Raw genomic sequence first — 24,993 nt, 5'->3', positions numbered from 1 at the left:
ATGGTCCCGGATTGAGATGACGCAGTTCGAAACGCTACACGAAATCAAGCAGCGCTCCGCGGAAGCGATTATCGCACAATCCGGGCTGTCACACGAGGGGCTGAAACGGATCTTGCGCGGACTGCTGTCCGGCGATGATCCGGCGATCGGCGCATTGCTGCAGGAGCCGATGATCGAAGGCGCCCATCCCTTTGTTTCTGTCAACCATACGATGGAGGCCCTAGTAGGGTCATCCCTGCACCCTGACCTGGTGAAGGCATTGGATGGGTTGCCTGATGATCACGAATACCGGTTTCCACGAACGCGCAAGCCCTTTCGTCATCAGGCCGAGACCTGGCAAATCCTTTCGGCCAAAGATCCGCAATCCGTGCTGGTGACATCGGGTACGGGCTCCGGAAAGACCGAGTGCTTCCTATTTCCAATTCTGAATGACCTTGCCGCCCAAGCGCGCGGGACACGGGATCCGATCACAGGGGTGCAAGCGATCATGCTCTATCCCCTGAACGCACTGATTGAAAGTCAGCGCGAGCGTCTTTCAGCATGGACGAGACCGTTCGGCGGGAAAATTCGCTTTTGTCTCTACAACGGAAACCTTCCGTCCTCTGAGAAGGAATCCGAACGTCGGCGCACTCCGGAACAGATTATCGATCGCGTGCAATTCCGCGCCAACCCGCCTCCCCTGCTCGTCACCAACGTGACGATGCTCGAGTACATGCTGGTTCGCACAGAAGACCAGCCGATCATCGACCTATCGAGAGGCGCGCTCAAGTGGATCGTTCTTGATGAGGCACATTCGCTCGTAGGGGCGGCTGCGGCCGAGATCGCCCTGCTCTTGCGTCGCGTACTGCGTGCATTTGATGTTCAGCCGGAAACAGTCCGATTCATTGCGACGTCCGCAACGATTGGATCGGGGGAGAATGTCCGCCAGCAGCTTCAACAATTTCTTGCCGACGTCGCCGGCATTCCGGACGGCCAGGTCCAGGTCATCGAGGGCCTGCGGCAAATGCCGATGCGGCCATCGGGTCAGTTCAGTGGTCGCTTGCCCGCCATTCGTGACGCCGAACCCAATCAGCTCTATGAACTCCTTGGCCGCGACCCGAAGGTTTGGCGCCTGGTTGAGCGACTTTTCAATGGCAGTGTGCCTCTTTCAGACTTCAGAGACGCTGCAAACTCCTACGGTATCGCTGAGGACGATCTCGCGCTGGCCATGGCGCGGGCTGCAAGCACGACGGCGGAAGGAGATCAGGAGCGCCTGGCGCCGATCCGCATTCATGCATTTGAGCGAGCCGTACCTGGCTTTTGGAGTTGCATCAATCCCGATTGCGCGGGTCGTTCTCCGAATTGGCCATTCGGGCGCATCCTGCCTGAGCGCGCCGACCAGTGCCCTTCCTGCGCGGCGCCGGTGTTGGAGGTCGTTAGCTGCTGCGAATGTGGTGAAGCCTATCTTGAGGGGGTTGAATCAGGATCTCGTCTATCGGCGCCGATGCGCACTCCGCCACGAGATGAGTTCGCATTCGACAGCGAGCGCGAAATTGATGCTGGCCGCGATGAGGACGATAGCGGCGACGCTGCCGCGGAAGCTGAACGGGAACCGATTCTGATCGTGGATCGACTCTTTGCGGCGAATCCAACGTCTTCCGCGCGACCGTTCTGGTTGGACAGACGGGGCAATTGGCGCGTTGTGGATGCGGCTGCCGAAGATGGCGTGTCACTGCTCGCAGAGGATCATGGCGGCCCGCGGGCCTGCCCTCACTGCAATCCTGCGGGTCAGGGCGCGTCCGAGTTGATTCGGCCCCTGCGGTTCGGGGCGCCATTTATCCTGAGCAACGCGGCACCCATTCTGCTCGAGGGCATAGAGCCGGCAAAATCAGAAGCAGGAGAGAAATTGCCTTCCGGCGGAAGGAGACTTCTTTCGTTTACCGACTCGCGGCAAGGCACGGCCCGAATGGCAGCCAAACTGCAGGTCGAATCGGAGCGGAACTTCGTACGCTCCTTTATCTACCATCAGGTGCAGTCTTCGATGCAGCCCCCCATCGGGGCAGACGAGGAGCGGGTCAACCTAACAACCGAGATTGAGAAATACGAGGAGGCTTACAAGCAGACGCGCCTGGAACTACTAACGACAGAGATAGCGAAGCGAAAGTGCAGACTTGCTGAACTTGCTTTCGGGAACAGCGATGGCATTTCTTGGCCCGAGCTCGTGGACCGTTTGGCGGCAAGGATTGAGGTCGCCGAGTGGATCAAGGGGGTTTGGCAGGCCCGTGATGAAGAGCTTTTCTCGGCGCCATCTAAGATCGCAGAGTTTCTCCTACTGCGCGAGTTTGCGCGCCGGCCGCGACGGGCCAACTCGGTTGAAGTCCTCGGAATCGCCCGGCTTCGCAATCCCTCCATCGACCGGCTCAACGAGACGCATCTACCTAAAGGCTTTCGGCGCAAGGGAGGGACCATTGAGGACTGGCGAGCCTATTTGGACTCGGTGCTGACCTGGTTCGTGAGGGCGAATAGCGCCGTCTCCATCTCCCGGGAGATGCAGCACTGGATATCGCCGAAGGTCAGGCTAACCTCGCTCGTTGGCCCGGACGCCCAGACCAATGGTGACAGAACGCTTCAAGCTTGGCCGAACGGCTTCTTCCGCGCGTATACTCGATCCCGGCCGGTCGCATTTCTGGTGCAGGGGGTGGGGTTCAATCTTAGCGATCCTGCTGAGAGGTCAGACCTCGACGAGGCTCTTCACGCCGCATGGACGCAGGTCTCGTTCACTTTCGGCGCCGATCCAGAACGGCGCGTCTATGACTTTTCAAAGGCCTATGTTGCGCCAATTGTCGATGCATTTTACTGTCCAGTCACGCACCGCTTGTTGGACCGGGCGCCGTTCGGGCTGACTCCGTACGGCCTCGAAGAGCATGCACCGGATCGCCGAAAGGCTGCTCCCGTCGCTATGCCGCGGCACCCCGAAAGCGTGATGGGACTTGCCGATCTGGGCAAAGCGCGCGAGGTCACTCGTCAATGGATAGCCAGTGATCAAGTTATCCAGGAGCTTAGAGCGAGGGGAGCTTGGAACAACATCTCCGATCGGATCGCGCTGTTTGCCAACTATGCCCGCTCGGCCGAGCATTCCGCGCAGCAAGACAGCGTCCGGCTACGTCGCTACGAGCGGGATTTTAAGGCAGGCAGAATCAACATTTTGAGCTGCTCGACAACGATGGAGATGGGTGTCGACATCGGCTCGGTGTCGTCGGTCATGATGACCAACGTACCACCATCGATCGCAAACTACCGACAGCGGGTTGGTCGTGCTGGTCGGCGGGGGCAAGACGTGGCGATGGCCTTCACATTCTGCAAGGATCGCCCACTGGACAGCGAGGCATTCCGGGATCCACAGACCTTCTTGCGCAGCACGATCGCCGCACCAAAGGTCACGTTGAGCAGCCGACCGATCGTGCAGCGTCACATCAATGCGTTCCTTCTTGGATGCTTCTTCCGCGAGCGCGTCGGCGACGCGCTGAAGATGCAAATCGGTGTCTTCCTCGGTTGTCCGGCAGACCCGAGGGAAGCGCGGCCCTCAAAGTCGGATCGACCTGTCGAAACCTTCATCGCGTGGCTCGAGCAGCCCGCAACAGCCCGAGAACATACGGAGAGTCTGACGATCCTGACCCAGCGCTCGATCCTCGAGGGGGATCAAAGGCTCGTCGAAGATACCAGGAATGCAATTGGCGCATTGTCGGATAACTTTGTCGCCGAATGGAACGGGCTAATAGGTCTTGCAAAAGACGAGGGCTTGCAGGATGCAGGCAGGTCACGGATGGGCCTGGAGTTGAAGCGAATGTGCGGAGAATTCCTGCTTGGCAGCTTGGCGGACCGAGGCTTCCTGCCGGGTCACGGCTTCCCGACCGACGTGGTTTCATTCCTGCCTGGTAAGGAATACAAGCCCCCTCAAGATGCTGCTCAGGACGGAGCGCGCCAATTCCGGACGGTCGGTCCGCAGCGGTCGCTTGATCTCGCTATACGTGATTATGCACCTGGATCGGAGGTCGTGCTTGACGGACTCGTCCACAAGTCGGCGGGAGTGACGCTGAACTGGAAGCGGCCGGCGAGCGAAGAGAACCTGGCCGAGATTCAAAGTCTGCGGCATTTCTGGCACTGCGAGCAGTGTGGTACAAGCGACACTCGACGCGACGGCCCACCAGAGTTCTGTCCATCCTGCGGATCCGAGCGGCCAGCCAGCACAGAATTCCTTCGGCCGGCGGGATTTTCCGTTGATCCTCGGGTCCGGGCGCATGCCGATACCAACATGCTTTCTTTCGTACCCGCGGAAGATCCAATGGTCTCTGCCCGCGATGCTGCATGGCGGACTCTCCCTGCACCCGAACTGGGTCGCTATCGCTGCAGCCGCGAGGGGCTCGTTTATTATTCCAATCGTGGTGGCCCAGGAAAATTTGGGTATGCCATTTGCTTGCATTGTGGCCGGGCTGAAGCCGACACCGACAACAGAGAGGTGCACCCTCCGCCGCGGGCACTCGTTGATCACAAGCCGCTGCGCTATCGAAGGGGTGAAGACTATTGCGCCGGCAATGATAAGCCATTCAGCATCAAGCGTCACCTAGCGCTGGGCCTTGAGATTACCACCGACGTATTTGAGCTGCAGCTGAAGCACCCTATGCGGCGCGCGGTTGCCAACGCGCTTGTGATCGCGCTGCGAGAATCGCTCGCGCAGGAACTCGGCATCGAGGCCGACGAGATGGGATTTGCTGTCGGCCACACCAGGAATGCGCTCGGCGCGGACGCGGTCTCGCTCTTCTTATTCGATCGTGCAGCGGGCGGGGCGGGTTTTGCCGTGGCCCTAGAGTATCTGCTTCGACCGGTTATCGGTCGCGCGGAAAAACTTCTTGATTGCCAAACCCCCGGCTGTGAGCGGGGTTGCGCAGCCTGCGTGCTGACGCCAGATGCGCCCACTGCTCCAGGCGAGTTGGATCGCATTAATGCCCTTCAATATTTGCTTGCCCATCTGATTTTTCCATCAGAGCTCGATATTGATGACCGCTTTACGGACGGCGCCGTCCTGTCGCTCGCCCCGCTCGACGAGATCGACCGCTCGCTCCGTCGCGCGGCGCGCTCAACACTGACTGTCTTCTTGCCCGATCGTAGCGTTCCGGCTGCGATGCAGGACTGGCCACTCGCTCCCCAGCTCCTTCACTGGACGATGCGTGGACATCCAGTGAGAGTGGCAATCTCACCGAGGCTGATCCAGGCTCTAACTCCGGCAGAGAAGCTTGTCCTTCGCGACTTTGCTCTAAAGCACAACATCAAACTCATGGCGGAGGAGCCGCTCACATTCAAAAATGGCGCATGCGCGTTTGCGATCGTCGATACGTTGGGCGACGAAGGTACAATTTGGGCCGCACGTGATGTAGAGCCGCGACTTCCGGGACCTGCTTGGGGCCAACCTGCCAATCTGCCATTGGCGCGTGGACAAGGATCGTTCGTCAAACAATCAGCGCTGATTGATCTCAATACGCTTCTACCCCGATCCGGCTCCCAACTTATTCAAATCGGCTCGGAACTCGACTGCAATCTTGCGGCATTCGGTGCACTCGCTTCCGAAATACTATTCAAGCTACTGGCCAGCAGCGAAATATCGACAAAGTCGGGTATTACTCGTGCTGTGTATCAAGATCCATTTGTTTCGTCCCCTCTCGTCGCGCGTCTGTTGATCGACACCGTCGGTCAGATTTTCGCAAAATCAGGCAACGGAGATGCTCTGCTATCTATTGAAACGCGGCAACCGAGGGGTGGCTCGCGCGGACAACCGTGGCAGATATCGCATGATTGGCTCAGCCCAGCGGACCAGAAGGCCGTGATCGAACTTTTTGGGAAGGAGCGCGGCGTTCGGGTCATATTGCTCCACAGGGACGTTCCGCATGGCCGGTATCTCAGGCTTGAATTCCAAGACGGTCGCCAGGCGACCATTGTGCTGGATCAGGGCTTCGGCGCTTGGGCTCCGCCCAGGAATGTTCCCGTAAGATTTGATTTTAGTGCCGGTGCAGCCGTTCAGTCCAAGAGGTTATCGACTCTCAACGCGATGCTTCAGCGTAGAGGTGTCGGCCAGACTTATCTTGTCGCTGCTTCGAGCTGAGGCAATCAAGCGGCCACACTGGAACTCAAGAGGAATCTCGATCAAGCCGCACAGCTGCGCCGCTGCTATCGACGAACTCGGACGTGGTCTCCGGCTTAGCCTTCCTTTTAGCTTAGTACGCATCCGGTGAAGACCGCAGGCGGGAGTAGCCCGCGCGGATAGACGATTGATCAGAGCGATCAAGCAGCGGCAGGGATGGCGGTGTGCTTCCAGTTCCAGGGCAGCAGGTCTGCGATGCTGCTAGCCGGATGATCGGGCAGTCTGGCGAGCACATCGGCGAGCCAGGCCTGCGGGTCGACGTCGTTGAGCCTGGCGCTCTGGATCAGGGTGTAGATGGCGGCGGCACGGCGGCCGCCCTCGTCGGAGCCGGCGAAGGTCCAGTTCTTGCGGCCGACGGCCACGGCGCGCAGCTCGCGTTCGGCCGCGTTGTTGGTCATGCACAGCCGGCCATCGTCGATGAAGCGCGTGAACACCTCCCAGCGCTTGAGGCTGTAGTCGATCGCCTTGGCGGTCTCGCTCTTGCCGGAGAGCTTGGCGCGGCGCTCGTGCAGGAAGGTATGAAGCTCATCGACCAGCGGGCGGCTGCGCGCATGGCGCGCGGCTCTGCGCTCGTGCGGCGGCAAACCATTGATCTCGCGCTCGATCGCGAACAGGGCGTCGATCTTAGCGATCGCTTCGATCGCGATCGGCGCCTTCTTCAGCCGTGCGATCTCGAAGAACTTGCGCCGTGCATGCGCCCAGCAGCCGACCTCGATGACCGGACCAGGCTTGCGCGATACCTCGTAAAGCCTGTTGAAGCCGGCATAGGCATCCGCCTGCATGGGTCCGGGGCATAGGTCGCAAGATGCGCCTCTGGATCGGTGCCGGAGCGGTCGGGCGAGTAGAAGCGGCAGTCTTTGTGGCGCGCCGCGCGGCCATTGGACAGGAAACCGGCTTTTGGTCGCATTCGAAGTCAAAGACGGGAAGCTACGCGCCATACCGCCATGGCGCTTTGAGATAGATATGCGTGTCGAGGCGTGCGCTCGCCGTCTCGCGCACGGGAGACCGTCCAGCGGCGACTTCGGCGGGCAGCGGCCACAAAAGCGCCAACCGCAACCAGCCGGGGACCACCCCAGGGCGCGTAAAAGCGCATCTATTGGGCGGTATCGAACAAGGTCACATTGGCGTTTGTCTTGAGGCCCACTTTTCAGCCCCCAGAACGATCGGCACCGCCGAGGCCAAATCGCTGGCCGAGATCTCGATCGCATGATGCAAGGACGCGCCGAGGTTCCCCGCTTCAATGCGGCGTTGCCTGACGCAATAGTCGATCAGCTTTTTGACGGCTCGGCGCTCGTTCGGCGGAAACGAGAAGCTAAACACGCGGTTCGTGTCGTGAATAAGCTGGCCGAAAACGATCCTCTTACCGTTCAGATCGCCAATCTTTTTGACGCGGTATACCCCGCCGATTTCGGCCGGCTTTGCGACATCGGCATAAAGCCAAAAACTCACGACGAACGATCCCACAGGTAAGGCCCACGTATTGCCGTGGTCAATGTAGAACGGGTGGTCGTCGCCGTTGTGCTGGATTTCTGCTGCGGAATAAACGGGAGGGCGGAGCGCTTTTATCTCCGTCCACGCCTGGTCGTACTCCTTGTTGGAGCGCTTGCGAGATGGCTCGATGAACGCCAGGAAATGGATTTTGAAATCGGCGAGGAGCACTGGCGCCCTGGTCAGGAGCTTCAGGAACGTCAGCGACGCCTGAGGCGGCGGTACCGCCTTGAGGATCTCTTCGTCCACATCGAGGGACCCGTCATCCTCCCAGAGACGGTCGAACCACCGTCTGGCGTCGGCGACGGACGTCGCGTCAGAAATGGCGGCCTCGAGATCGGACAGGTTCTTTAGCCCGCGGTTGGACGCGTTGGCCGATCCTACGACCACAGTTTTGGGTCCGAGGTAAACCTTGGAATGCAGTCCGTTTCGAGTCTTGACCGTCGTCTTCTTGCGAGCGAGGAGGCGCCTGATCTCGCCCGGATCGCAGAAGCCGCTGTTCAGGTCGCACAAGATGCGGACGGGCGCAGCGGTCTCAAAGAGCTTCAGCTGATCAGACATGCCGCGACCCCAGTATGCCACTGCGAGGTCGATCGACGTCGACTTGGCCTGCGTAACCGAGGAGTTGATCGCGTCAAGAATCTTGGGGCCGGAAAGAAATTGAGCCATCGTTATCACCTCGACGAAAGCCGTCGATTGATTCATGAGGATACTTTTCCGTCAAGCTCCGGCTCCGGCCGGCAGGCCCGCGCGCCCTCATCGTCCAGCTCAATGAGCTCCACGAGATCAATCCGACCCGCCCTGAGCAGTCCCGACATCGGCCGGGATTGACGGCTTTCCGGGCCGATCGAGTGGTACACACAGGTGGTCACAAACCTTCGGCTTTTTCTGGAATGCCTTGCTTTACAGGGTTTTTATGGTACCTGCGGCCTTTGAGTGGGAATCCATCCCTCTCCTCCGTCTCGAAAGAAGTCTGCAAGAGACTAACGGTCCCTCAGCTCTGATCATCGAGGCGTGATTCCAACTGCCGCTGCCTGATGTCTGTTTCGAGTTCGGCCGTGCGTTCAATCATGCTGTGGACGATCGTTTCGCGGTCGAGTTGGGTTAGTCCGCGGATCCCATGTGCTCGCAACTCCTCTTCGAGGATCGCGGCCATGATCGATACGATGCGCATTCGCTCCAATCCCTTTGTCGAAAGTTGAACGGCAGCAAGATCTGTACAGCGCGGCTATTTCACTTCTTTAGAGTTCGGCTCGAAGGAAAATGGTATGGAGGCCACTTCGCACACCGCTTCAATCAAGGAACGTACGGCCCGAGCATCCCAGTCGATCTGATCAATCGGCGCATCCCAATATTCGGAAATAACGTAGGCTGCGTGGCGAGCTTTTACGCCCAGACCGGCTAGGGTTCGTGCCGGTGTGGCCAATATGGCCTGCTCTATGGGCGCTAGCTCGGCGAGCATGCTTTCGATTCCTTCGAGATGATCTGGTGATGCCGGATCGTACAAGGCTCGTATCTTGGCAATAGCCTCTTCGAGCTGCTTGCCCATTATGATCAAGCCTGAATCGTCGTCGGTTGCCTTGACCCGTATGTTGGCGACGTCTGAAGCTGAACGTCTATAGGCTTTGTCGGGGTTGTCGCGGTCGCGGCTGCCGGAGCGAGATCCGATTTTGGTCTGAGGCTCGTAGGACGGTTGGGACGAGGGGGTCTTCATTGCTTACGCATCTCAATGAACGGCAACAAGCACCTGAAAATTGCGCAGACGGCTCAACTCGAAACTCTCAAGGCTATCCACATGAGATTTCATTCCGATACGGGTGGATAATACCCTTAAGAGGTGTATTTATAACCTTATAGTGGCGCTTTTGCTAGGGCTGTCGATGGTGATCTCATGATCACCTCTCGACAAATTCGGGCTGCTAGAGCGTTGCTTGGCTGGTCCCAGCAGCAACTTGCGGACAAGGCGATTGTGTCCCTGAACGCCGTTGCGAGGCTCGAGGGCGGGGTGGTGGATTCTCGGATAAGTACGGTGCAGGCCGTTCAGGAAGCTTTGGCCAAAGCCGGTATAGAGTTTCTCGATGCGGACCAAAAAGGCGAGGGCGTGAGGCTAAAGAGTCCGAAAGCCTAACCGGGCCCCAGATCTACGATCCCTGCGTGCCCCCGATCAACGGCGCTCGATTCAAGCGCATCAGTTGGCTTCTGACGACCTAATCCACTAGGGCGCGAAGGCGCCTTTGATGCTGAACGCAAATTGATCGGTAGTCACGGGGAATGTGTCGGGAGATCCTCCCGACTTGCGAAAGAGCTTTTGATTGGGTGGCGCACCCGACACGATTCGAACGTGTGGCCTTCGCCTTCGGAGGGCGACGCTCTATCCAGCTGAGCTACGGGTGCCTGCGCTGCTTACGCAGTGCTTACGCGGAAACTTCGTGGCTGTGAAGCGATCCGCGCCGATTTCTTAAGTGTCTGAAACCCAAGTGACTTTTTACTTTCACACTGCCGCAAAACAGCTTGACATCTGCCTTCGGAGGGCAACGCTCTATCCAGCTGAGCTACGGGTGCGTACGGCAAATCGTTTAGCCGATTGCCTGGGCGACGGCAACGGCCTTGGATGCTCCCCGGACCAGGCGGACGGGCCGCTCGCGCCGCGAGGCGGCAGTTCGGCGGGGTGCGCGGCCGGACCGCTCCCGCCGACCCGCCTTACGCCGGCACGATGGTCTTGCCGATCGGCCACAACGCCAGCCCGGCGAGCTTCAGATGGGCCCAGGCGAAGGGCAGGCCGACGATGCTTACCGCGAGCACGATTGCGGTCAGGAGGTGGCCGAGCGCCAGCCACCAGCCGGCCAGCACGAACCAGATGATGTTGCCGAGCAGCCCGAGAACGCCGGTTCCGACGTCTTCCATGCCGGTGAGCTGGTCGCGGCGGACGGCGCGCGAGCCGAACGGCAGCAGCGTATAGGCGGCGATGTTGAATGCGGCGCGGGACCAGGGCAGCCCGACGATCGTGATCGCCATGACGACCGCGGCGACCAGCCAGCCGAACGCCATGTAGGCGCCGCCGCACAGGATCCAGAGGATGTTCAGAAGCATGGAAACCGGCTGCATGACGACCTGCCAACTCCGTTGTTGCCGCTCCGGATATAGGAACGCGGCGCCAAGGCCGGTAGCGGGCCGGTCGTCGAAATCTGCGTGGCCTCGCGCCGCAGGCTCGGCCGGGGCGGCCAGGCGTTGACGGCGCCGCAAAGCGGGCTCAGCCGGCGGCCTGCAAGCTCCCTGCCGCCGCTTCCGGACCGAACAGCTTGCGCAGCTCGGCCGCCGGCTTCGGGGCGCTGAACAGGTAGCCCTGCATCTCCGTGCAGCCGAGCTGGCGCAGCGCCGTCTGCTGCGCCCCGGTCTCGACGCCCTCGGCCGTGGTCGTCATGTTGCTGGCGGTGGCGATGCTCACCACCGCCTGGACGATCGCCGACGAGCTGCCGGCGCCGATGTCGCTGACGAAGCAGCGGTCGATCTTGATCTTGTCGAACGGAAACCGCTTCAGATAACTCAGCGACGAATAGCCGGTGCCGAAATCGTCGAGTGCGATACGCACGCCCATGTCGTGCAACTGGTGCAGGATGCCGAGCGCGACGTCGTCGTCGCTGATCAGCACCGCCTCGGTGATCTCGACCTCGAGCCGTTCGGGCGCAAGGCCGGCCGTCGACAGCGCGCCTGCGATCCGCAGCGCCAGGGTCGGCGATTTGAGCTGCACCGGCGAGACGTTCACGGCGATGCGGATGCCGGCGGGCCAATGCGCGGCCTCGGCGCAGGCGGTGCGCAACACCCAGTCGCCGATCTCGTTGATGAGCCCGGTGTCCTCGGCGAGCGGAATGAAGTCGAGCGGCGGCACCATCCCTCGCTCCGGATGACGCCAGCGCAACAGCGCCTCGCAGCCGGTCATGACGTTCTCGCTGAAGCCGAGCAGCGGCTGGTAATGCAGCTCGAACTGGCCTTCGGTGATCGCCCGGCGCAGGTCCTGCTGCAACTGCAGCCGCGCGCGCGCGGTTTCATCCATCGCGGGCTCGAAGAAACGGAAAGTGCGGCGGCCGCCGGCCTTGGCGGCATACATTGCGAGGTCGGCATTCTTGGTCAGCTGGTCGCGCTCGACGCCGTCATGGGGCGCCAGCGCGATGCCGATGCTGGCGTCGGTCGACAATTGGTGGCCCAGGCATTTATAGGGCTTGCGGATCGCGTCGAGGATCTCCTTCACGGCCACGATGACCTCGTCCCGGTCCGCAACGGTGGTCAGCAGCACCGCGAATTCGTCGCCGCCGAGCCGGGCCACCATATCCTCCGGCGCGAGACAGCCCTCGATGCGCCGCGCGATCGTCTTCAACAGCTCGTCGCCGACATGATGGCCGAGCGAATCGTTGATGCCCTTGAACTCGTCGACATCGATATAGAGCAGCGCGAAGAAGGTGCCGTGGCGCGCGCGTTCCAGCTCCTCATCGATGCGTTCCTGGAACAGCACGCGGTTCGGCAGCTCGGTCAACGCGTCGAAATGCGCGAGATGGGCGATCTTCTCGTCGGCCAGCCGCCGCTCCGTGGTGTCCTCGATCACGTTGATCAGATAGCGCGGCCGCTGCGCATCATCCGCGATGGCGATGCGCCGTGACGTGATGTAACGCAATCCCAGCCCCGGACTCTGCCAGGGATGTTCGGCGAGAAACAGCCCGTCCGACTGCTCCAGAGCCCGGTCGTCGTCCGCGGTCACCTTTTCCGCGACCGGTCGCGGCAGCAGGTCGAACGCCGTCTTGCCGACGATCTCCTCGCGCGGCACGCCGAAGCGCTGCTCGGTCGACTGGTTGACCAGTACATAGCGCCGGTCGCGAACGTCCTTGACCATGATGTGCGACGGGATGTGGTCGATGATCTCGCGCAGGAATGCGTAGTTGCGGTCGCGCTCCTGCTCGAGCCTGCGATGCTCGCTGATGTCCTCGATCGTCGTGACCCATCCGCCCGAGGCCAGCGGCTTGTCGATGATGTTGAAGAAGCGGCCGGCTCCGCCCTCCGCGATCATCTGCGACGTGCCGCCTGCCGCGGCTCTGTCGATGATGTCGGCGCAGAAGTCGGTCACGTCGCCGTTGAAGGATCCGCGCGCCTTGCAGTGCGCGATGACCTCGCTGAGGTGGGCGCCGGGCCTGATCACGTCCGTGGACAGGCCGAGCAGGTCGATGAAGCGCTGATTGAACATCACGACGCATGCGTTCGCGTCGAACGAGATCAGCCCCTGCGTCATGTTGTCCAGCGCAGTCTCGACCCTTTGCTTCTCGGTCTCCAGTTGACGCGTTGCCGCACGCCCCTGTCGCACGATCTGCCGGATCATCAGGGTGAACGTCACGGCGATGACGGCGATCGCAAGCACCGCCGCACCCACGATCAGCACCATCTGCGATCGCCAGTCCGCGAGCGCATCGTCGACCGGCCTATTGGCCGAGATGACGAGCGGAAAGCGCCCGATCCTGGAAGCCGACGCGATCTTCTCCAGGTTGTCGACGGAGCTCGTGAGCAGGGTCGTGCGCAGGCCACTCTCGGCGACCCCCTTCAGCAACTCGTCGTTCCCTATCCTGGCGCCCATCAGGGATTCGGCGTGCGGGTAGCGCGCCAGCACGGCGCCGTCGGAATGGACCAGCATGATCGACGAGCCCTTCCCGAGAGCCATCGATTCCAGGAACGTCTCGTAGGTGTGCGGATCCACGCGGCGGGTCAGCAAGCCAAGGAATTCCCCGTTGGCGCCGTTCAGGCGATGCGCGACGATGGTCGCCCAGCCGCCGGTGACGCGGCTCATGACCGGCAGGATCACGAAGCTGTCCGGCCGCGATGCCGATTGCAGGTCCTTGAAGTAGGAGCGGTCCGCGACGTTGATGGGCGGCAGTGGGTCGCTGGACGACCAGTTCACGAAATTGCCGTCGACGTCGACGATCGTGAGGTCTCCCATATAGGACAGGCCGCTGACCTGAGAGCGCAGCATCTCGCTGATCTCGGGTCTTGCCATCTCGGACCGGAACGCCTCCGGCGAACCGATCGACTCGAGCTGCATGCGGCGGATCGCATGCGAAACCGCGGTCTCGGCGTCTTCGAATTGCTGCGCGAAATGCCGGCTCAACAGCAGTACGGTGTTTTCGAGTTCGCGCTCGTTGTTGGCGATCGCACGCGCCCGAAAACCGCTGGCCATGACGATCGTCCCGATGACGATGGCTGCGATCAGAAGCGCTCCGCACGCGATCAGCCATGGCACCGGACCGCGCCAGAGGGACGTGCCAATCCATTCCGGCTCGCTACCGCCGGTCCCTGACGTGTCTGCTGCGCCTTGCATGCCTTGATCGACCCGGGAGGAAATGACTTGTTGCAAGCTCGCTTGATAACAAGGCACTGGTGCCGGTCCGGTTAGGAAATGCGGTTAGCCGTCGCTTAAGCGCGCGTCGAAACTTCGCGGCAAACGATAATTTCCGCATGTGGATACCGTGCGGCCTAGGCTGCTCCGGCGCCGCCGCGCAGAATTTCGGGGGTACTTGCAGCTCAGCGCGCCGCGCCCGGCTTGTTGCGAAGGCGGCCGACGACGCCGGTCGGAAAGAAATAGACGCTGGCGATGAACAGGAGGCCGAGCCACAGCAGCCAGCGGTCGGGGTGCAGCAGGCCGGGCAGCAGCGGCAGTCCGGCGTCCGCCGCCGCGGTCGAAGCGATCCCCATCAGGGCCTGCAGATAATTCTGCGCCAGGATGAAGATGGCAGCCCCAATGATGGCGCCGTAGATCGTGCCCATGCCGCCGATCACGACCATCAGCAGGATGTCGAGCATGATCGAGAAGCTGAGCGACGTGTCGGGGCCGGCATAGCGCAGCCAGAGTGCGTTCAGCATCCCCGCGCAGGCCGCGATCATGGCTGCGATGCAGTTGGCATAGGTGAGATGAAAGACCGTGCGATAGCCGAGCGCCTCGGCGCGGAAGCGGTTCTCGCGGATCGCCTGCAGCACGCGGCCGAACGGCGAGTTGACGACGCGCAGCAGGGCCAGGATCATCAGCGCGCAGGCCGACAGCACCAGGTAATAGGTCAGGATGCGACCGTTGATCGGGAAGCCGAACCAGTCCTTGCCGATGAACACCGTGCCCGGGCGCAACAGCTCGGGCAGCTGGAAGCTGCGGCCGTCCTCGCCGCCCGTCAGCCACGACAATTGCGATGCCAGCACCAGGAAGGCCGAGGCGACCGCGAGCGTGATCATGGCAAAGAAGATCGCCTCGACCCGCAGCGAGAACAGGCCGATCGCGAGCGCCAGCAGCAGCGCGAGCGGCAACCCGGCGGCGGCGGCAATTGCCACCGATGACCAGTTGGGACCGAGGCCATAGAGCGCGATCGCGACCGCGTAGGAGCCAATGCCGTAGAACATCGTATGCGCGAACGACACCGAGCCGGTATAGCCGAGCAGCAGATCGTAGGAGGCGACCAGCGCGGCAAAGATGCAGATCTTGGCGGCGACGTTGAGCGCCTTGGCGCCGGGGAAGATGAAGGGCGTCGCCAGCAGCGCCAGGATGATGACGGTGAGCAGGATGGACAGCGCGCGGCTGCGGGGCGGATCGCCGGACAGGATCATCATCGGCTGGTCACCGCATAGAGACCGCGCGGCCGCCACATCAGCACGGCGACCATCAGCAGGATGTTGGAGACGAGGGCGAGCTTGGGCACCAGGAAGCCGCCATAGTTGGCGACCATCGCAACCAGGACCGCGCCGATGAAGCAGCCGGTGATCGAGCCGAGCCCGCCGATGATCACGACGATGAACACCAGCACGGTGAGCTCGTCGCCGATCGAGGCATGCACCTGCTCGCGATACAGCCCCCACATCACGCCGCCGAGGCCGGCCAGCGCCGAGCCGGTCATGAACACGCCGAGGAACAGCCGGCGGATGCGATAGCCGAGCGCCTCGACCATCTCGCGGTTTTCGACACCGGCGCGGATTAACAGGCCGATCTTGGTCCGGTTCAGCACCAGCTCGATGGCGACGAAGATCGCGAAGCCGACGAGCATGGCCAGCAGCCGGTATTTCGAGATCGCGACGTCGCCGATGATGAAAGACCCGCGCAACGCCGCGGGCAGCGGCATGGGAATGATCTGCGGACCGAACAGCGCATACAGCGTCTGCTCGGCGACGATGAGTCCGCCGGTGGTCATCAGGATCTGCTTGAGGTGCTGGCCGTAGACCGGCAGCACCAGCACGCGCTCGACCACGAGGCCGAGTGCGCCGGTCACGCCCATCGACAGCAGCGCCGCCGGAACGAGGACGGCAAGGTTGGTCAGCAGCGAGTCGGACTGGGCCCAGCCCGCCAGTGGCAGCAGCACCAGCGTCGCAACGTAGGCGCCGACGGCGATGAAGGCACCGTGGCCGAAATTGAGCACGTCCATCAGGCCGAAGACGAGCGTCAGGCCCGAGGCCATGATGAAGATCATCATGCCCATCGCGAGGCTCGCGACCGTCAGGGTCACCCAGGAGCTCGCTGACCCGACCAGCGGGATCATCAGGAGCGCCAGCACGACCGGCAGCAGCAGCGGCGCGATGTCGCGCTTCGGTTTCGGCAGTGCCTCGGTCGCAGCGATCTCGCTCATTGATGCGCCTCCAGGCTGAGGCCGAGCAGGCGCTCCTGCAACGGCACGTCGGCCGCGAGCGCGGCCATCTCGCCGCGATGGACGATGGTGCCATTGTCCATCACAAGCACCTGGTCGCCGAGCTCGCGCGCGGCGTGGAAATTCTGTTCAACGAGGAGAATGGTTGCGCCACGGCGCTTGATCTCCTTGAGGCATTCGATCAGCGACACCACGATCGCCGGCGCCAGGCCCTTGGTGGGCTCGTCGATGAGGAGCAGCTTGCGCGGCTCGACGATGGCGCGGGCGATCGACAGCATCTGCTTCTGGCCGCCGGACAGGCTGCCGGCGCGCGACAGCCAGAACTTCTTCAAGGCGGGAAAGAAGCCGAAGATCCAGGCGAGCTGGGCATCGTCGAGCGGGCCGTTGCGCGCCGCCAGGATCAGGTTCTCCTTCACCGTGAGGTCGGAGAACACGGCCATGCTCTCGGGCACGTAGCCGACGCCGCGCTGCGCGATGTCGGGCGTTGCCAGCCTCTCGATCGGCTCGCCGGCGAGTGAGATGGTGCCGTTCCTGGCCTGCCAGAGGCCCATGATGGTGCGCAAGGTCGTGGTCTTGCCGGCGCCGTTGCGGCCGAGCAGCATCGTGGTCTGGCCCTCGGGCACCTCGAAGTCGACGCGCTGCAGGATGTGATAGCGTCCGATATAGGTCTCGACGCCCGCAAGCTTCAGTAGCGTGCTCATGCCGCACTCCGCGGCGCCACGCCAAGGTAGGCTTCCTGCACGATTGGCGAGGCGATGACCTCCGCGGGCGGACCGTCGGCGACCAGCTGTCCGTTGTGCAGCACGATGATGCGGTCGGCGAGCGAGCGCACGACGTCCATCTTGTGCTCGACCAGCAGGATGATCTTGCTCGTGTCCTGCTTGAGCCTGCCGATGAGGTCGAGCACGACCGGCACCTCGTCGATGCTCATGCCGGCGGTGGGCTCGTCGAACATGAAGACCTTCGGCTCCAGCGCCATCATCAGCGCGACTTCGAGCTTGCGCTGATCGCCATGCGACAGCGTCGTCGCGGTGACGCTGCGGCGGCCGCCGAGCGCGACCTGGTCGAGGATCGCGTCCGCGCGCGCAATCAGGTCGCGCCGCGCCATCCAGGGGCGGAGCAGGTCATAGTGCACGCCGCTCTGCGCCTGCGCAGCGAGCCGCACGTTCTCCTCGACGCTGAGATTGGGAAACAGGTTGGTGAGCTGGAACGCGCGTCCCAAGCCGGCGCGGGTGCGCAGCGGCGCCGAGAGACCGGTGATGTCGCGGCCGTCGAACAGGATGGAGCCCGAGGAGGCCGTCAGCTGGCCGGAGATCAGGTTGAAATAGGTGGTCTTGCCGGCCCCGTTGGGGCCGACGATGGCGGTCAGCTCACCCGGCCTGAAGCTGCAACTGACGCTGTTGACCGCGACATGACCGCCGAAACGGATGGTGAGGTCGCGGGTTTCGAGGGTAAGGGCCATGTCGCCAGCTTGTCACTGCCAGTAAGAATGTGCCCGGCGCGAGGGCCGGGCACGCGATCCATTATCTCACCGCTTGTTGCGGATCGGCACCGCCATCTCGTCGATCTTGATCTCGCGCACCGGCTCGTTGACGGCCCAGGCAAGGTTCGGATCGACCTTGACGCGGAAGTGATACATGCTTTGCAGCGCCTGGTGATCCTCTTTCCGGAAGATCATCTTGCCCTTCGGCGTATCGAACTCCATGCCCTCCATCGCCGCGATCAGCTTCTCGGTGTCGGTCGACTTGGCCTTGGTTACGGCGGTGACGACGGCCATCGCGGCCGAGAAGCCGCCGGCGGTGAAGAAGTCCGGCGGCGCGTTGAAGCGCTTCTGGTGCTCGGCCACCAGCCAGTCGTTCACCGGGTTCTTGGGAATGTCATAATAGTAGTAGGTGGCGCCTTCCATGCCGGGCAGACGCTTGTAGGCGGCAAGCGCCGGCAGGATGTTGCCGCCGGTCGACAGCTCGATGCCGTAGCGCTTCGGATCCATGTCCTGCAGCTTCGTCAGTGGATCGCCGGCGCCGGCCCAGATCACCCAGATGATCTTCTTGCCGGGCTTGTCCTTCAGCGCGTCGAACAGGCGCTGGCCGACGGCGGTGAAGTCGGTGGTGCTGGTCGGCACATATTCCTCGGCGCCCAGCGTCGCGCCGGTCTTGGCCAGCGCCTCCTTGAAGGCAGCGACGCCGTCGCGGCCGAAGGCATAGTCCTGCGCAAGGGTGGCGACCGTGACGCCGGGCTTGCCGATCGCGACCGCGTTGGAGATCGCGTCCTGTGAGGAGTTGCGGCCGGTGCGGAAGATGTAGCGGTTCCACTTCTCGCCCGTGATCTGGTCGGCGACCGCAGGCTCGACGATGAGGATCTTCTTGTTCTCCTCGGCGACCGGCAGGTCGGCCAGCGCTGCGGCCGAGGAGGTCGTGCCGATCGCGATGTCGGCGCCGTCATCCTGATAGGCTTCGGAGAGCGCGGCCTTCGACAGGTCGGGCTTGCCCTGGTCGTCCTTGGTGATGATGACGATCTTGCGACCGTCGATCATGTTGGTGCCCTTGGTGGCATATTCGAAGCCGAGGCGGAGACCGGCCTCGGTCTGCTTGGCATAGGCCTCGAGCGGGCCGGTCTTGCCGTAGATGAGAGCGATTTTCAGATCATCGGCCTGGGCGGCGGTCGCCAGCAGGGCGGCAGTCAATGATGAAACAATACCTTTGAGAATATGTGACGTCTTCACGAGCCTTCCTCCCAGCTACTGGCGGCTGTTGCCTGCAACTGATAGTGTGCAGGCTCGGCCTGGGTCAAGGCGCTTTCGGCGGCAGCCCGTGACGGCTCATACCTTGGGTCGAAGGGTGTCGTCCTCCAAAAGCTCAGCGCCGATAGCGGCTGCTGCGCGCATAGACCTGGCGATTTTCCTGCACAGGGCGACTGGCGAGACTGATGCGCGCTTCGCTTGCAAGCGGGGCCGCCGGCTTCAGCTCCTCCAGGAAGATCGGACGCGAGAAGTAGTAGCCCTGCGCATAGCGGATCTTGGTCGCGGCCTGCAGATAGGCGAGCTCCTCGAACGACTCGATGCCCTCCGCGATCACCGTCATGCCCAGCGCCTCGCTCAGGGATTCGATCGCACGCAGGATGCCCTGGCTGCGCGGTCGCTTATGAATGTCGGTGATGAAGGACCGGTCGATCTTGATCTCGTCCGCCGTGATGTCGGCGAGTGCCGACAGCGACGAATAGCCGATGCCGAAATCATCGATCGAGATGCCGACGCCGATCCCGCGCAGCAGCGGCACGATCTCGTCCTGGAAATGGCTGCGGGTCACGAACGCGTCCTCGGTGACCTCGATCATGAACCGCTTGGGAAAGCCGGTCGCTGCGATCGCCCGGGCGAAGGGCTGCATGAAGTCCGGGTTCGACGCCTGCTTGGCCGCGACGTTGATGCTGATCGTCGCCTCGGGTCCGAAGGTGTCGTTGATCAGGTCAATCGACTTGACGATCTCGTCGAGCACGAGATGGGCGAGCTCGTCGATGAGACCGAGCTCGACCGCAAGGTTGATGAACGATCCGGGTGCCTGGATCACGCCTTCATTGTCGCGCAGCCGCACCAGCGCCTCGATGCCCTTGATCTCCTCGGTGCGGATGTCGACCTTGGCCTGGAACGCGCAGCAGAAGCGCTTTTCGAGGATCGCGAGCCGCAGCGACTGCTCGACCTTCATGCGCGCCAGCGCCTCGTGCTCCATCGCGCTGGAGAAGAAGGCCAGCGTGCCCTTGCCGCTGTTCTTGACGCGGTACATCGCCAGATCCGCGTTCTGGCGCAGCACGTCGTAGCTTGCGCCGTGCTCGGGAAACAGGCTCACTCCGACGGACGCGGAGGCGAACACCTCGGCGCCGTCGATGAAGAAGGGCGCATTCAGGCGTTCCAGCATCGCGTGCAGGAATTCGGCGACCTCCTCGGCGCGCTCGATCGGATGCAGCAGCAGCAGGAACTCGTCGCCGCTGATGCGCGACAGCAGGTCCGACTCGCGCAGGTCGCGGCTGATGCGCTTGGCGAGCTCGACCAGCAGCGCATCGCCGGTGGCGTGGCCGTAATAGTCGTTGATGTACTTGAAATTGTCGAGGTCGAGAAAGGCGAGTGCGAAGCGTCCGTCGACGCGGCCGCGCCGGACCAGCAGGTCGGCGCGATGCTCGACCACGCGGCGCATCGGCAGGCCGGTCAACTCGTCGTAATAGGCGGCGCGAAACAACTGGTCCTCGAACTCCTTCTGCTCGCTGATATCGGCCGAGCTGGAGATGAGGACGGTCTGGTCGCCGATGCGAACCGGCCGATGCGCGGTCAGCAAGGTCTGCGCGCCGCGCTCGCCTGCCACTTTTTCCTCGCCGATCACCGTTCGACCCCGGCCGAGGATCTCGCGGCAGGCCGTGCGCCGGTTATGGAGATGCGGCGCCGAGAGGCCGTCGATGCTGCTGGCGGCGGCGCCGAGCTGGACGGCGGCCGTATCGTTGACCAGCAGAAAGCGACCGTGCTCGTCCTGGACCGTGACGCCCGACGGCAGCTGGCTGAGGACGCTGCGCAGGAAGCGCAGCTCGGCCTCGGTCGAGCCCAGCCCCTCGTTCGGCCCGGGGGAAAAGTTGAATCGGTCGCTGCAGTACATGCGCCGATTGTGCAAAGTTCCCGCTTCATTTTAGTTAAGCGCTACGTAGAAACCCGGAACGCGCGAGCCAAGTCTCGGGAATGACGGAGCTTTGTGCCGCGGCGTCATTAACCGTTCCTGAATCGGAGCAGCGACGCGGCCGCGCGCATGCGGCGAAAGTGGTAGGCAGGAATGGCCGCCCGGCGGCCGGTTCAGCTTGGTGGCACGCGACACTGCAAGGTGCAGTGAAGGCCGGATTCGAGAAATCTGGTCTCGGTCCTGCCATCGAACGACGACAGCACGGACTTCAGCAATTTGCTTCCGAAACCGGGCTTGCCGATCGGACCGATCGGCGGACCCGCGGCCTCGTCCCAGGTCAGATGGAGGCGGTCCTCCTGCATCGTCCATGACACCTGAAGGAAGCCGCGCGGCGAGGCAAAGGCGCCGTACTTGCCGGCATTGGTCGCAAGCTCGTGAAAGATCAAAGCGAGGCTGACGGCGAGCTTGGCAGGCAGGAACAGCGGCGGGCCGTGGAGCTCGAAGCGGACATGGCCATATGGCCCGAGCTCGGAGACCAGCAGATCCTTCAGGTCGCAGCCCTGTCCGTCGGCGCGCGCGATCAGGTCGTCCGCGGTCGCGAGCGCGCGGATGCGCTGGTCGATGCGGCTCCACACCTGCGGCTGGTCGTACAGCACCTGATGCAGCACGGCGTGAATGGTGGAAGTCTTGTTCTTGAGCCGGTGGTGCAGCTCGTCGACCAGGAGCTTGCGATACTGCTCCTCCTGGGTGAGCCGCCGGGCGATCTCGCGCTGCTTGGCGGCCAGGCGCCGGTAGTGATCGACGCCCCAGATCACCAGCAGCGCCACGACCATATACATCGCCATCAGCGCGAGCCGGGCGCCATCGGCCGGACCGCCGCCAAAATCGAGCGTCAGGCCGAGCGCTGCGCCTGCGATCGCCGTCGCCAGGCCGACGCCCGATCCGCCCATCGCGGTGGCGAAGAAGACGGCCGGCAGGTAGGGCGTGAAGAACACGTCGGGCCGCAGATGCGCCATGCCGTAGCGGATCGCCGTGGCTGCGAGCAGGCACATCGCAGCAAACATGCAGCTCCATGTCAGGGAAGGCTGCTGCTCGCCGCGCCAGATCCGCTTGATGTCGTCGATGAGTCGCGTCATGGACATCCATGAGCCTCAACTGCGCAACCAAATTAAGGCCGACGTGGCGGTAATTTGTCCGGTTGATGGAGGCCGTCTTGCGTGTGTTGCAACCTGGCGCGCAGGATGATGGTTCCGCGGCGGAACTCAGGCGCTTGTTATTCCGCCGCCCAGAACGAGCACGCAGCAGCAAAGGAAGGAGCAGGGAATGGGACGGTTGGAGGGCAAGGTCGCCGTGATCACGGGCGCGACCAGCGGCATCGGCCTGCGGACGGCGGAAATCTTCGTAGCCGAGGGTGCGAAGGTCGTTGTCGCGGGCCGGCGCAGCGCCGAGGGCGAGGCGCTGGCGAGCAGGCTCGGGGCCAGCTGCGTGTTCCGGCAGACCGATGTCACGGTCGACGGGCAGATGCGGGCATTGATCGATGGCGCGGTCGAGCGCTTCGGCCGGCTCGATTGCGTGTTCAACAATGCCGGCGGTCCGGCGCAGACCGGCGGCATCGAAGGCCTCGACGCCGATCGGTTCGATCAGGCCATGGCGGTGCTGGTGCGCAGCGTCATGCTCGGCATGAAATACGCCGCGCCCCACATGAAGCGGCAAGGCTCCGGCAGCATCATCAACAACGGCTCGATCGCCGGCCGGCTCGCCGGCTTCTCCACCTCGGTGGTCTACAGCACGGCGAAGGCGGCGGTGATCCATCTGACGAAGTGCGTGGCGATGGAGCTCGGCGAATCCGGCGTGCGCGTCAACTCGATCTCGCCCGGACTGATCGCCACCGGCATCTTCGGCAAGGCGCTGGGCCTGTCGACCGAGGCGGCCGAGAAGACGCCGGAGACGATCCGCAACGCCTATGCCACGGCGCAGCCGATTCCGCGTGCCGGCCTGCCCGACGACATCGCCTACGCTGCGGTGTTTCTCGCCAGCGACGAATCGAGCTTCATCAACGGCCATGATCTCGTCATCGACGGTGCCATCACCGGCGGCCGCAACTGGAGCCAGCAGCAGCAGGGCTATCAGGCGATGCGCAAGCTGCTGGGGGATGCGGTGGAGTAGGGGACGGCGAAGTATACATTTCGTCATGCCCGGACATCCACGTCTCTCATCCGCGCGTTGCAGCAGGATGGATGGCCGGGTCAAGCCCGGCCATGACGAGGAGGAAGACGACGGGGAAAGAGTCCGCAACAAACCAAGATCCCTGGCGCCCTCGCTGCATCAATGCGCGCGGGTCATACCGCCTTCAGCATCACCTTCAGCCCGTCGCGCGGTTTCGGGATCGGCCAGACCTGCCAGTTCGGCTGATAGCCGGGGGCGAAGGAGACCTCGAGGTTGGCGAGGAAGTGCCGCGCGAAGCACTTCACCTGCATGTAGGCGAAGTGCAGGCCGAGGCACATGTGCGCGCCGCCGCCGAACGGCACCCAGGCGAAGCGGTGGCGGCCGCGCTGGGCCTCGTCGGTGAAGCGCATCGGGTCGAACCGCTCCGGCTCCGGCCAGATCTCCGGCATGTGATGGGTGTACATCGGGTTGATGCCGACGCCGGTGCCGGCGGGAATCGCGTAGCCCTTGAAGGTGAAATCCCGGATCGGCCGGCGCGGCAGCGACGGCACCGGCGGCATCAGCCGCAGGGTCTCCTGGAACGCCATCTCGGTCAGCTTCATCTTCTCCAGATGCTCCGAGGTCATCGGTTCGTCCTTGGCGAGGCCGAGGCTCGTCACCTCGTCGCGCAGCTTCTGCTGCCACTGTGGATGCGCGGCGAGCTGGGCGACGAAGGAGGTCAGCGACGAGGTCAGCGTGTCGTGCGCCGCCATCATCAGGAAGCTCATGTGGTCGACGATGTCCTGCGTCGACAGCAACGCGCCGTGGTCATCGGTGGCGCGGCACAGATGCGAGAACAGATCGTCGCCGTCGGCCTTGGCGCGGCGCAGCGGAATCTGCTCCGAGAAATAGGCGACGATGCGCTGGCGGCCCTTGACCCCGCGCGCCATCTGCGTGCCTGGCAGCGGCCTGCGGATCGGCGCCACCGAGGCCGCGACCATGTCGACGAAGGCGCGGTTGATGGCGTCGACCTCCGGCCCGATCTCGGTGCCGAGGAAGGACGTCGCGGCGAGGTCGAGCGTGAGCTGCTTGATCGCCGGATAGAACAGCATCTCGCCCGGATTTGCCTTCCACTGCGCGATGCGCGCGGCGATGCCGCGGTCGAGCCCGGCGAGATAGGACTTCATCGGCCCGGCCTTGAAGGCGACGGACAGCGCCTTGCGGTGCATGCGGTGCTCGTCGAAATCGAGCAGCATCAGGCCGCGCGGAAACAGCAGGTTGAGGATGTGGCCCCAGCCATGCGCCGACGAGAACAGCTTGGCCTGGTCGAACAGCACCAGCTCGTTGGCTTCGGGGCCGAGCAGCACGACGTTGACCTCGCCGAACATGTGGGTGCGGTAGACGGGGCCATACTTCCTGGCGTTGCGCTCGACGTGACCCTTGGGGTCGGCGAGGGTCTCGAACGTCTTGCCGATGATCGGCCAGCCTTCGTCGCCGGGGATATGGGTCAGTGAGTTGCGCCGCGGCGAGGTCAGGCGGAACGATGGCGTGGCCACACTTTGCATCGACATCAAGGAGGCTCCGTTTTCGAGGCGGCGGGGCGCGGCGACGCGCCGGCACATCATTGAAGGGCGGTTGCAGCCATCATGCAATACGCTGCGTTATTTCGTCTCGGTGTAGTTGTGCTGCATCGCACGCGTTGGCGATCTCGCGACGCGCTTCATGCGTCCGAGTCCTGCTGGACTTGCTGCCCCCCAAGCAGAGGGCACGGGGAATGCCGGGCGCTGGCCGCACCCATGGCCCGCCTGCAGAAAAAAATGCAGGCGGCAGGTACCACAGGTTCAGCCGAGGCATCCCGGCATTCCCCGCGCGATGGTTTTCACGG

16 protein-coding genes, 1 tRNA gene and 1 pseudogene are annotated in these 24,993 nt (G+C 63.1%); 3 read left to right on the top strand and 15 right to left on the bottom strand.

Translation table 11 applies throughout. From position 1 onward, the window contains the following. The first annotated feature begins 16 nt into the window (after positions 1-16). A complete protein-coding gene (locus QW863_RS17565; protein WP_315768066.1) occupies positions 17-6,133 on the top strand; it encodes a DEAD/DEAH box helicase in 6,117 nt (2,038 codons plus the stop codon). Positions 6,134-6,312: 179 nt separating this feature from the next. Here QW863_RS17565 and tnpC read toward each other — a convergent pair. From tnpC to QW863_RS17545, 4 genes and pseudogenes are all read right to left on the bottom strand, one after another. Beyond that, positions 6,313-7,016, bottom strand: a pseudogene (tnpC, locus tag QW863_RS17560) (IS66 family transposase); the annotation flags it as partial. 272 nt (positions 7,017-7,288) lie between these two features. Continuing rightward, the gene (locus QW863_RS17555; RefSeq protein ID WP_315715107.1) at positions 7,289-8,365 is read right to left on the bottom strand and encodes a phospholipase D family protein; all 1,077 of its coding nucleotides are present in this window, start codon (positions 8,363-8,365) and stop codon (positions 7,289-7,291) included. Positions 8,366-8,654: 289 nt separating this feature from the next. Beyond that, entirely contained in the window at positions 8,655-8,834 is a 180-nt protein-coding gene (locus tag QW863_RS17550; RefSeq protein WP_315715108.1) for a hypothetical protein, read from the bottom strand. 54 nt (positions 8,835-8,888) lie between these two features. Next, entirely contained in the window at positions 8,889-9,374 is a 486-nt protein-coding gene (locus QW863_RS17545; protein ID WP_315715109.1) for a hypothetical protein, read from the bottom strand. A gap of 177 nt (positions 9,375-9,551) precedes the next feature. Here QW863_RS17545 and QW863_RS17540 point away from each other — a divergent pair, with 177 nt between their 5' ends. Continuing rightward, positions 9,552-9,788, top strand: a complete 237-nt coding sequence (locus QW863_RS17540; protein WP_315715110.1) for a multiprotein-bridging factor 1 family protein — start codon at positions 9,552-9,554, stop codon at positions 9,786-9,788. A gap of 189 nt (positions 9,789-9,977) precedes the next feature. On the opposite strand, the gene QW863_RS17535 is transcribed toward QW863_RS17540, so the two are convergent. The 10 genes from QW863_RS17535 to QW863_RS17490 all read right to left on the bottom strand — a co-directional run bounded on the left by QW863_RS17535 (position 9,978) and on the right by QW863_RS17490 (position 22,105). Beyond that, positions 9,978-10,054 (bottom strand) — tRNA-Arg (locus QW863_RS17535). A 306-nt stretch (positions 10,055-10,360) separates the two neighbouring features. Beyond that, positions 10,361-10,765, bottom strand: a complete 405-nt coding sequence (locus QW863_RS17530) for a YccF domain-containing protein (RefSeq protein WP_315715111.1) — start codon at positions 10,763-10,765, stop codon at positions 10,361-10,363. Positions 10,766-10,910: 145 nt separating this feature from the next. Continuing rightward, the gene (locus QW863_RS17525) at positions 10,911-14,012 is read right to left on the bottom strand and encodes an EAL domain-containing protein (RefSeq protein ID WP_315715112.1); all 3,102 of its coding nucleotides are present in this window, start codon (positions 14,010-14,012) and stop codon (positions 10,911-10,913) included. Between the two features lie 203 nt (positions 14,013-14,215). After that, positions 14,216-15,286 carry a branched-chain amino acid ABC transporter permease gene (locus tag QW863_RS17520; RefSeq protein WP_315715113.1) on the bottom strand — a complete coding sequence of 357 codons (1,071 nt, stop codon included), beginning with the start codon at positions 15,284-15,286 and terminating at the stop codon, positions 14,216-14,218. After that, a complete protein-coding gene (locus QW863_RS17515; protein WP_315715114.1) occupies positions 15,283-16,293 on the bottom strand; it encodes a branched-chain amino acid ABC transporter permease in 1,011 nt (336 codons plus the stop codon). The genes QW863_RS17520 and QW863_RS17515 overlap by 4 nt, the downstream gene beginning before the upstream one ends. Further along, positions 16,290-17,012: an ABC transporter ATP-binding protein gene (locus QW863_RS17510; RefSeq protein ID WP_315715115.1), complete on the bottom strand. Its 723-nt coding sequence runs from the start codon at positions 17,010-17,012 to the stop codon at positions 16,290-16,292. Before QW863_RS17510 ends, QW863_RS17515 begins: the two co-directional genes overlap by 4 nt. Continuing rightward, positions 17,009-17,773, bottom strand: coding sequence for an ABC transporter ATP-binding protein (locus QW863_RS17505; RefSeq protein ID WP_315715116.1), 765 nt, complete (start codon positions 17,771-17,773; stop codon positions 17,009-17,011). Before QW863_RS17505 ends, QW863_RS17510 begins: the two co-directional genes overlap by 4 nt. 66 nt (positions 17,774-17,839) lie before the next feature. Beyond that, positions 17,840-19,033, bottom strand: a complete 1,194-nt coding sequence (locus tag QW863_RS17500) for a substrate-binding domain-containing protein (RefSeq protein WP_315715117.1) — start codon at positions 19,031-19,033, stop codon at positions 17,840-17,842. A 133-nt stretch (positions 19,034-19,166) separates the two neighbouring features. Further along, on the bottom strand, positions 19,167-20,945 hold the full coding sequence (locus QW863_RS17495) for a putative bifunctional diguanylate cyclase/phosphodiesterase (protein ID WP_315715118.1): 1,779 nt from the start codon (positions 20,943-20,945) through the stop codon (positions 19,167-19,169). A gap of 191 nt (positions 20,946-21,136) precedes the next feature. Continuing rightward, complete coding sequence (locus tag QW863_RS17490) at positions 21,137-22,105, bottom strand: sensor histidine kinase (RefSeq protein WP_315715119.1); 969 nt, start codon at positions 22,103-22,105, stop codon at positions 21,137-21,139. Positions 22,106-22,286: 181 nt separating this feature from the next. Between QW863_RS17490 and QW863_RS17485 the strand changes: the two genes are divergently transcribed. Further along, entirely contained in the window at positions 22,287-23,129 is an 843-nt protein-coding gene (locus tag QW863_RS17485) for a glucose 1-dehydrogenase (protein ID WP_315715120.1), read from the top strand. A gap of 173 nt (positions 23,130-23,302) precedes the next feature. On the opposite strand, the gene QW863_RS17480 is transcribed toward QW863_RS17485, so the two are convergent. Then, positions 23,303-24,679 (bottom strand): cytochrome P450, encoded by a 1,377-nt coding sequence (locus QW863_RS17480; RefSeq protein ID WP_315715121.1) that lies wholly within the window; start codon positions 24,677-24,679, stop codon positions 23,303-23,305. Between the last annotated feature and the right edge of the window lie 314 nt (positions 24,680-24,993).

The sequence above is a fragment of the Bradyrhizobium sp. SZCCHNR1017 genome, from assembly GCF_032381375.1.
Classification (GTDB): domain Bacteria; phylum Pseudomonadota; class Alphaproteobacteria; order Rhizobiales; family Xanthobacteraceae; genus Bradyrhizobium.
Note: the sequence above shows the minus strand (reverse complement) of the source record. Positions and strands in the feature narration are given on the sequence as shown.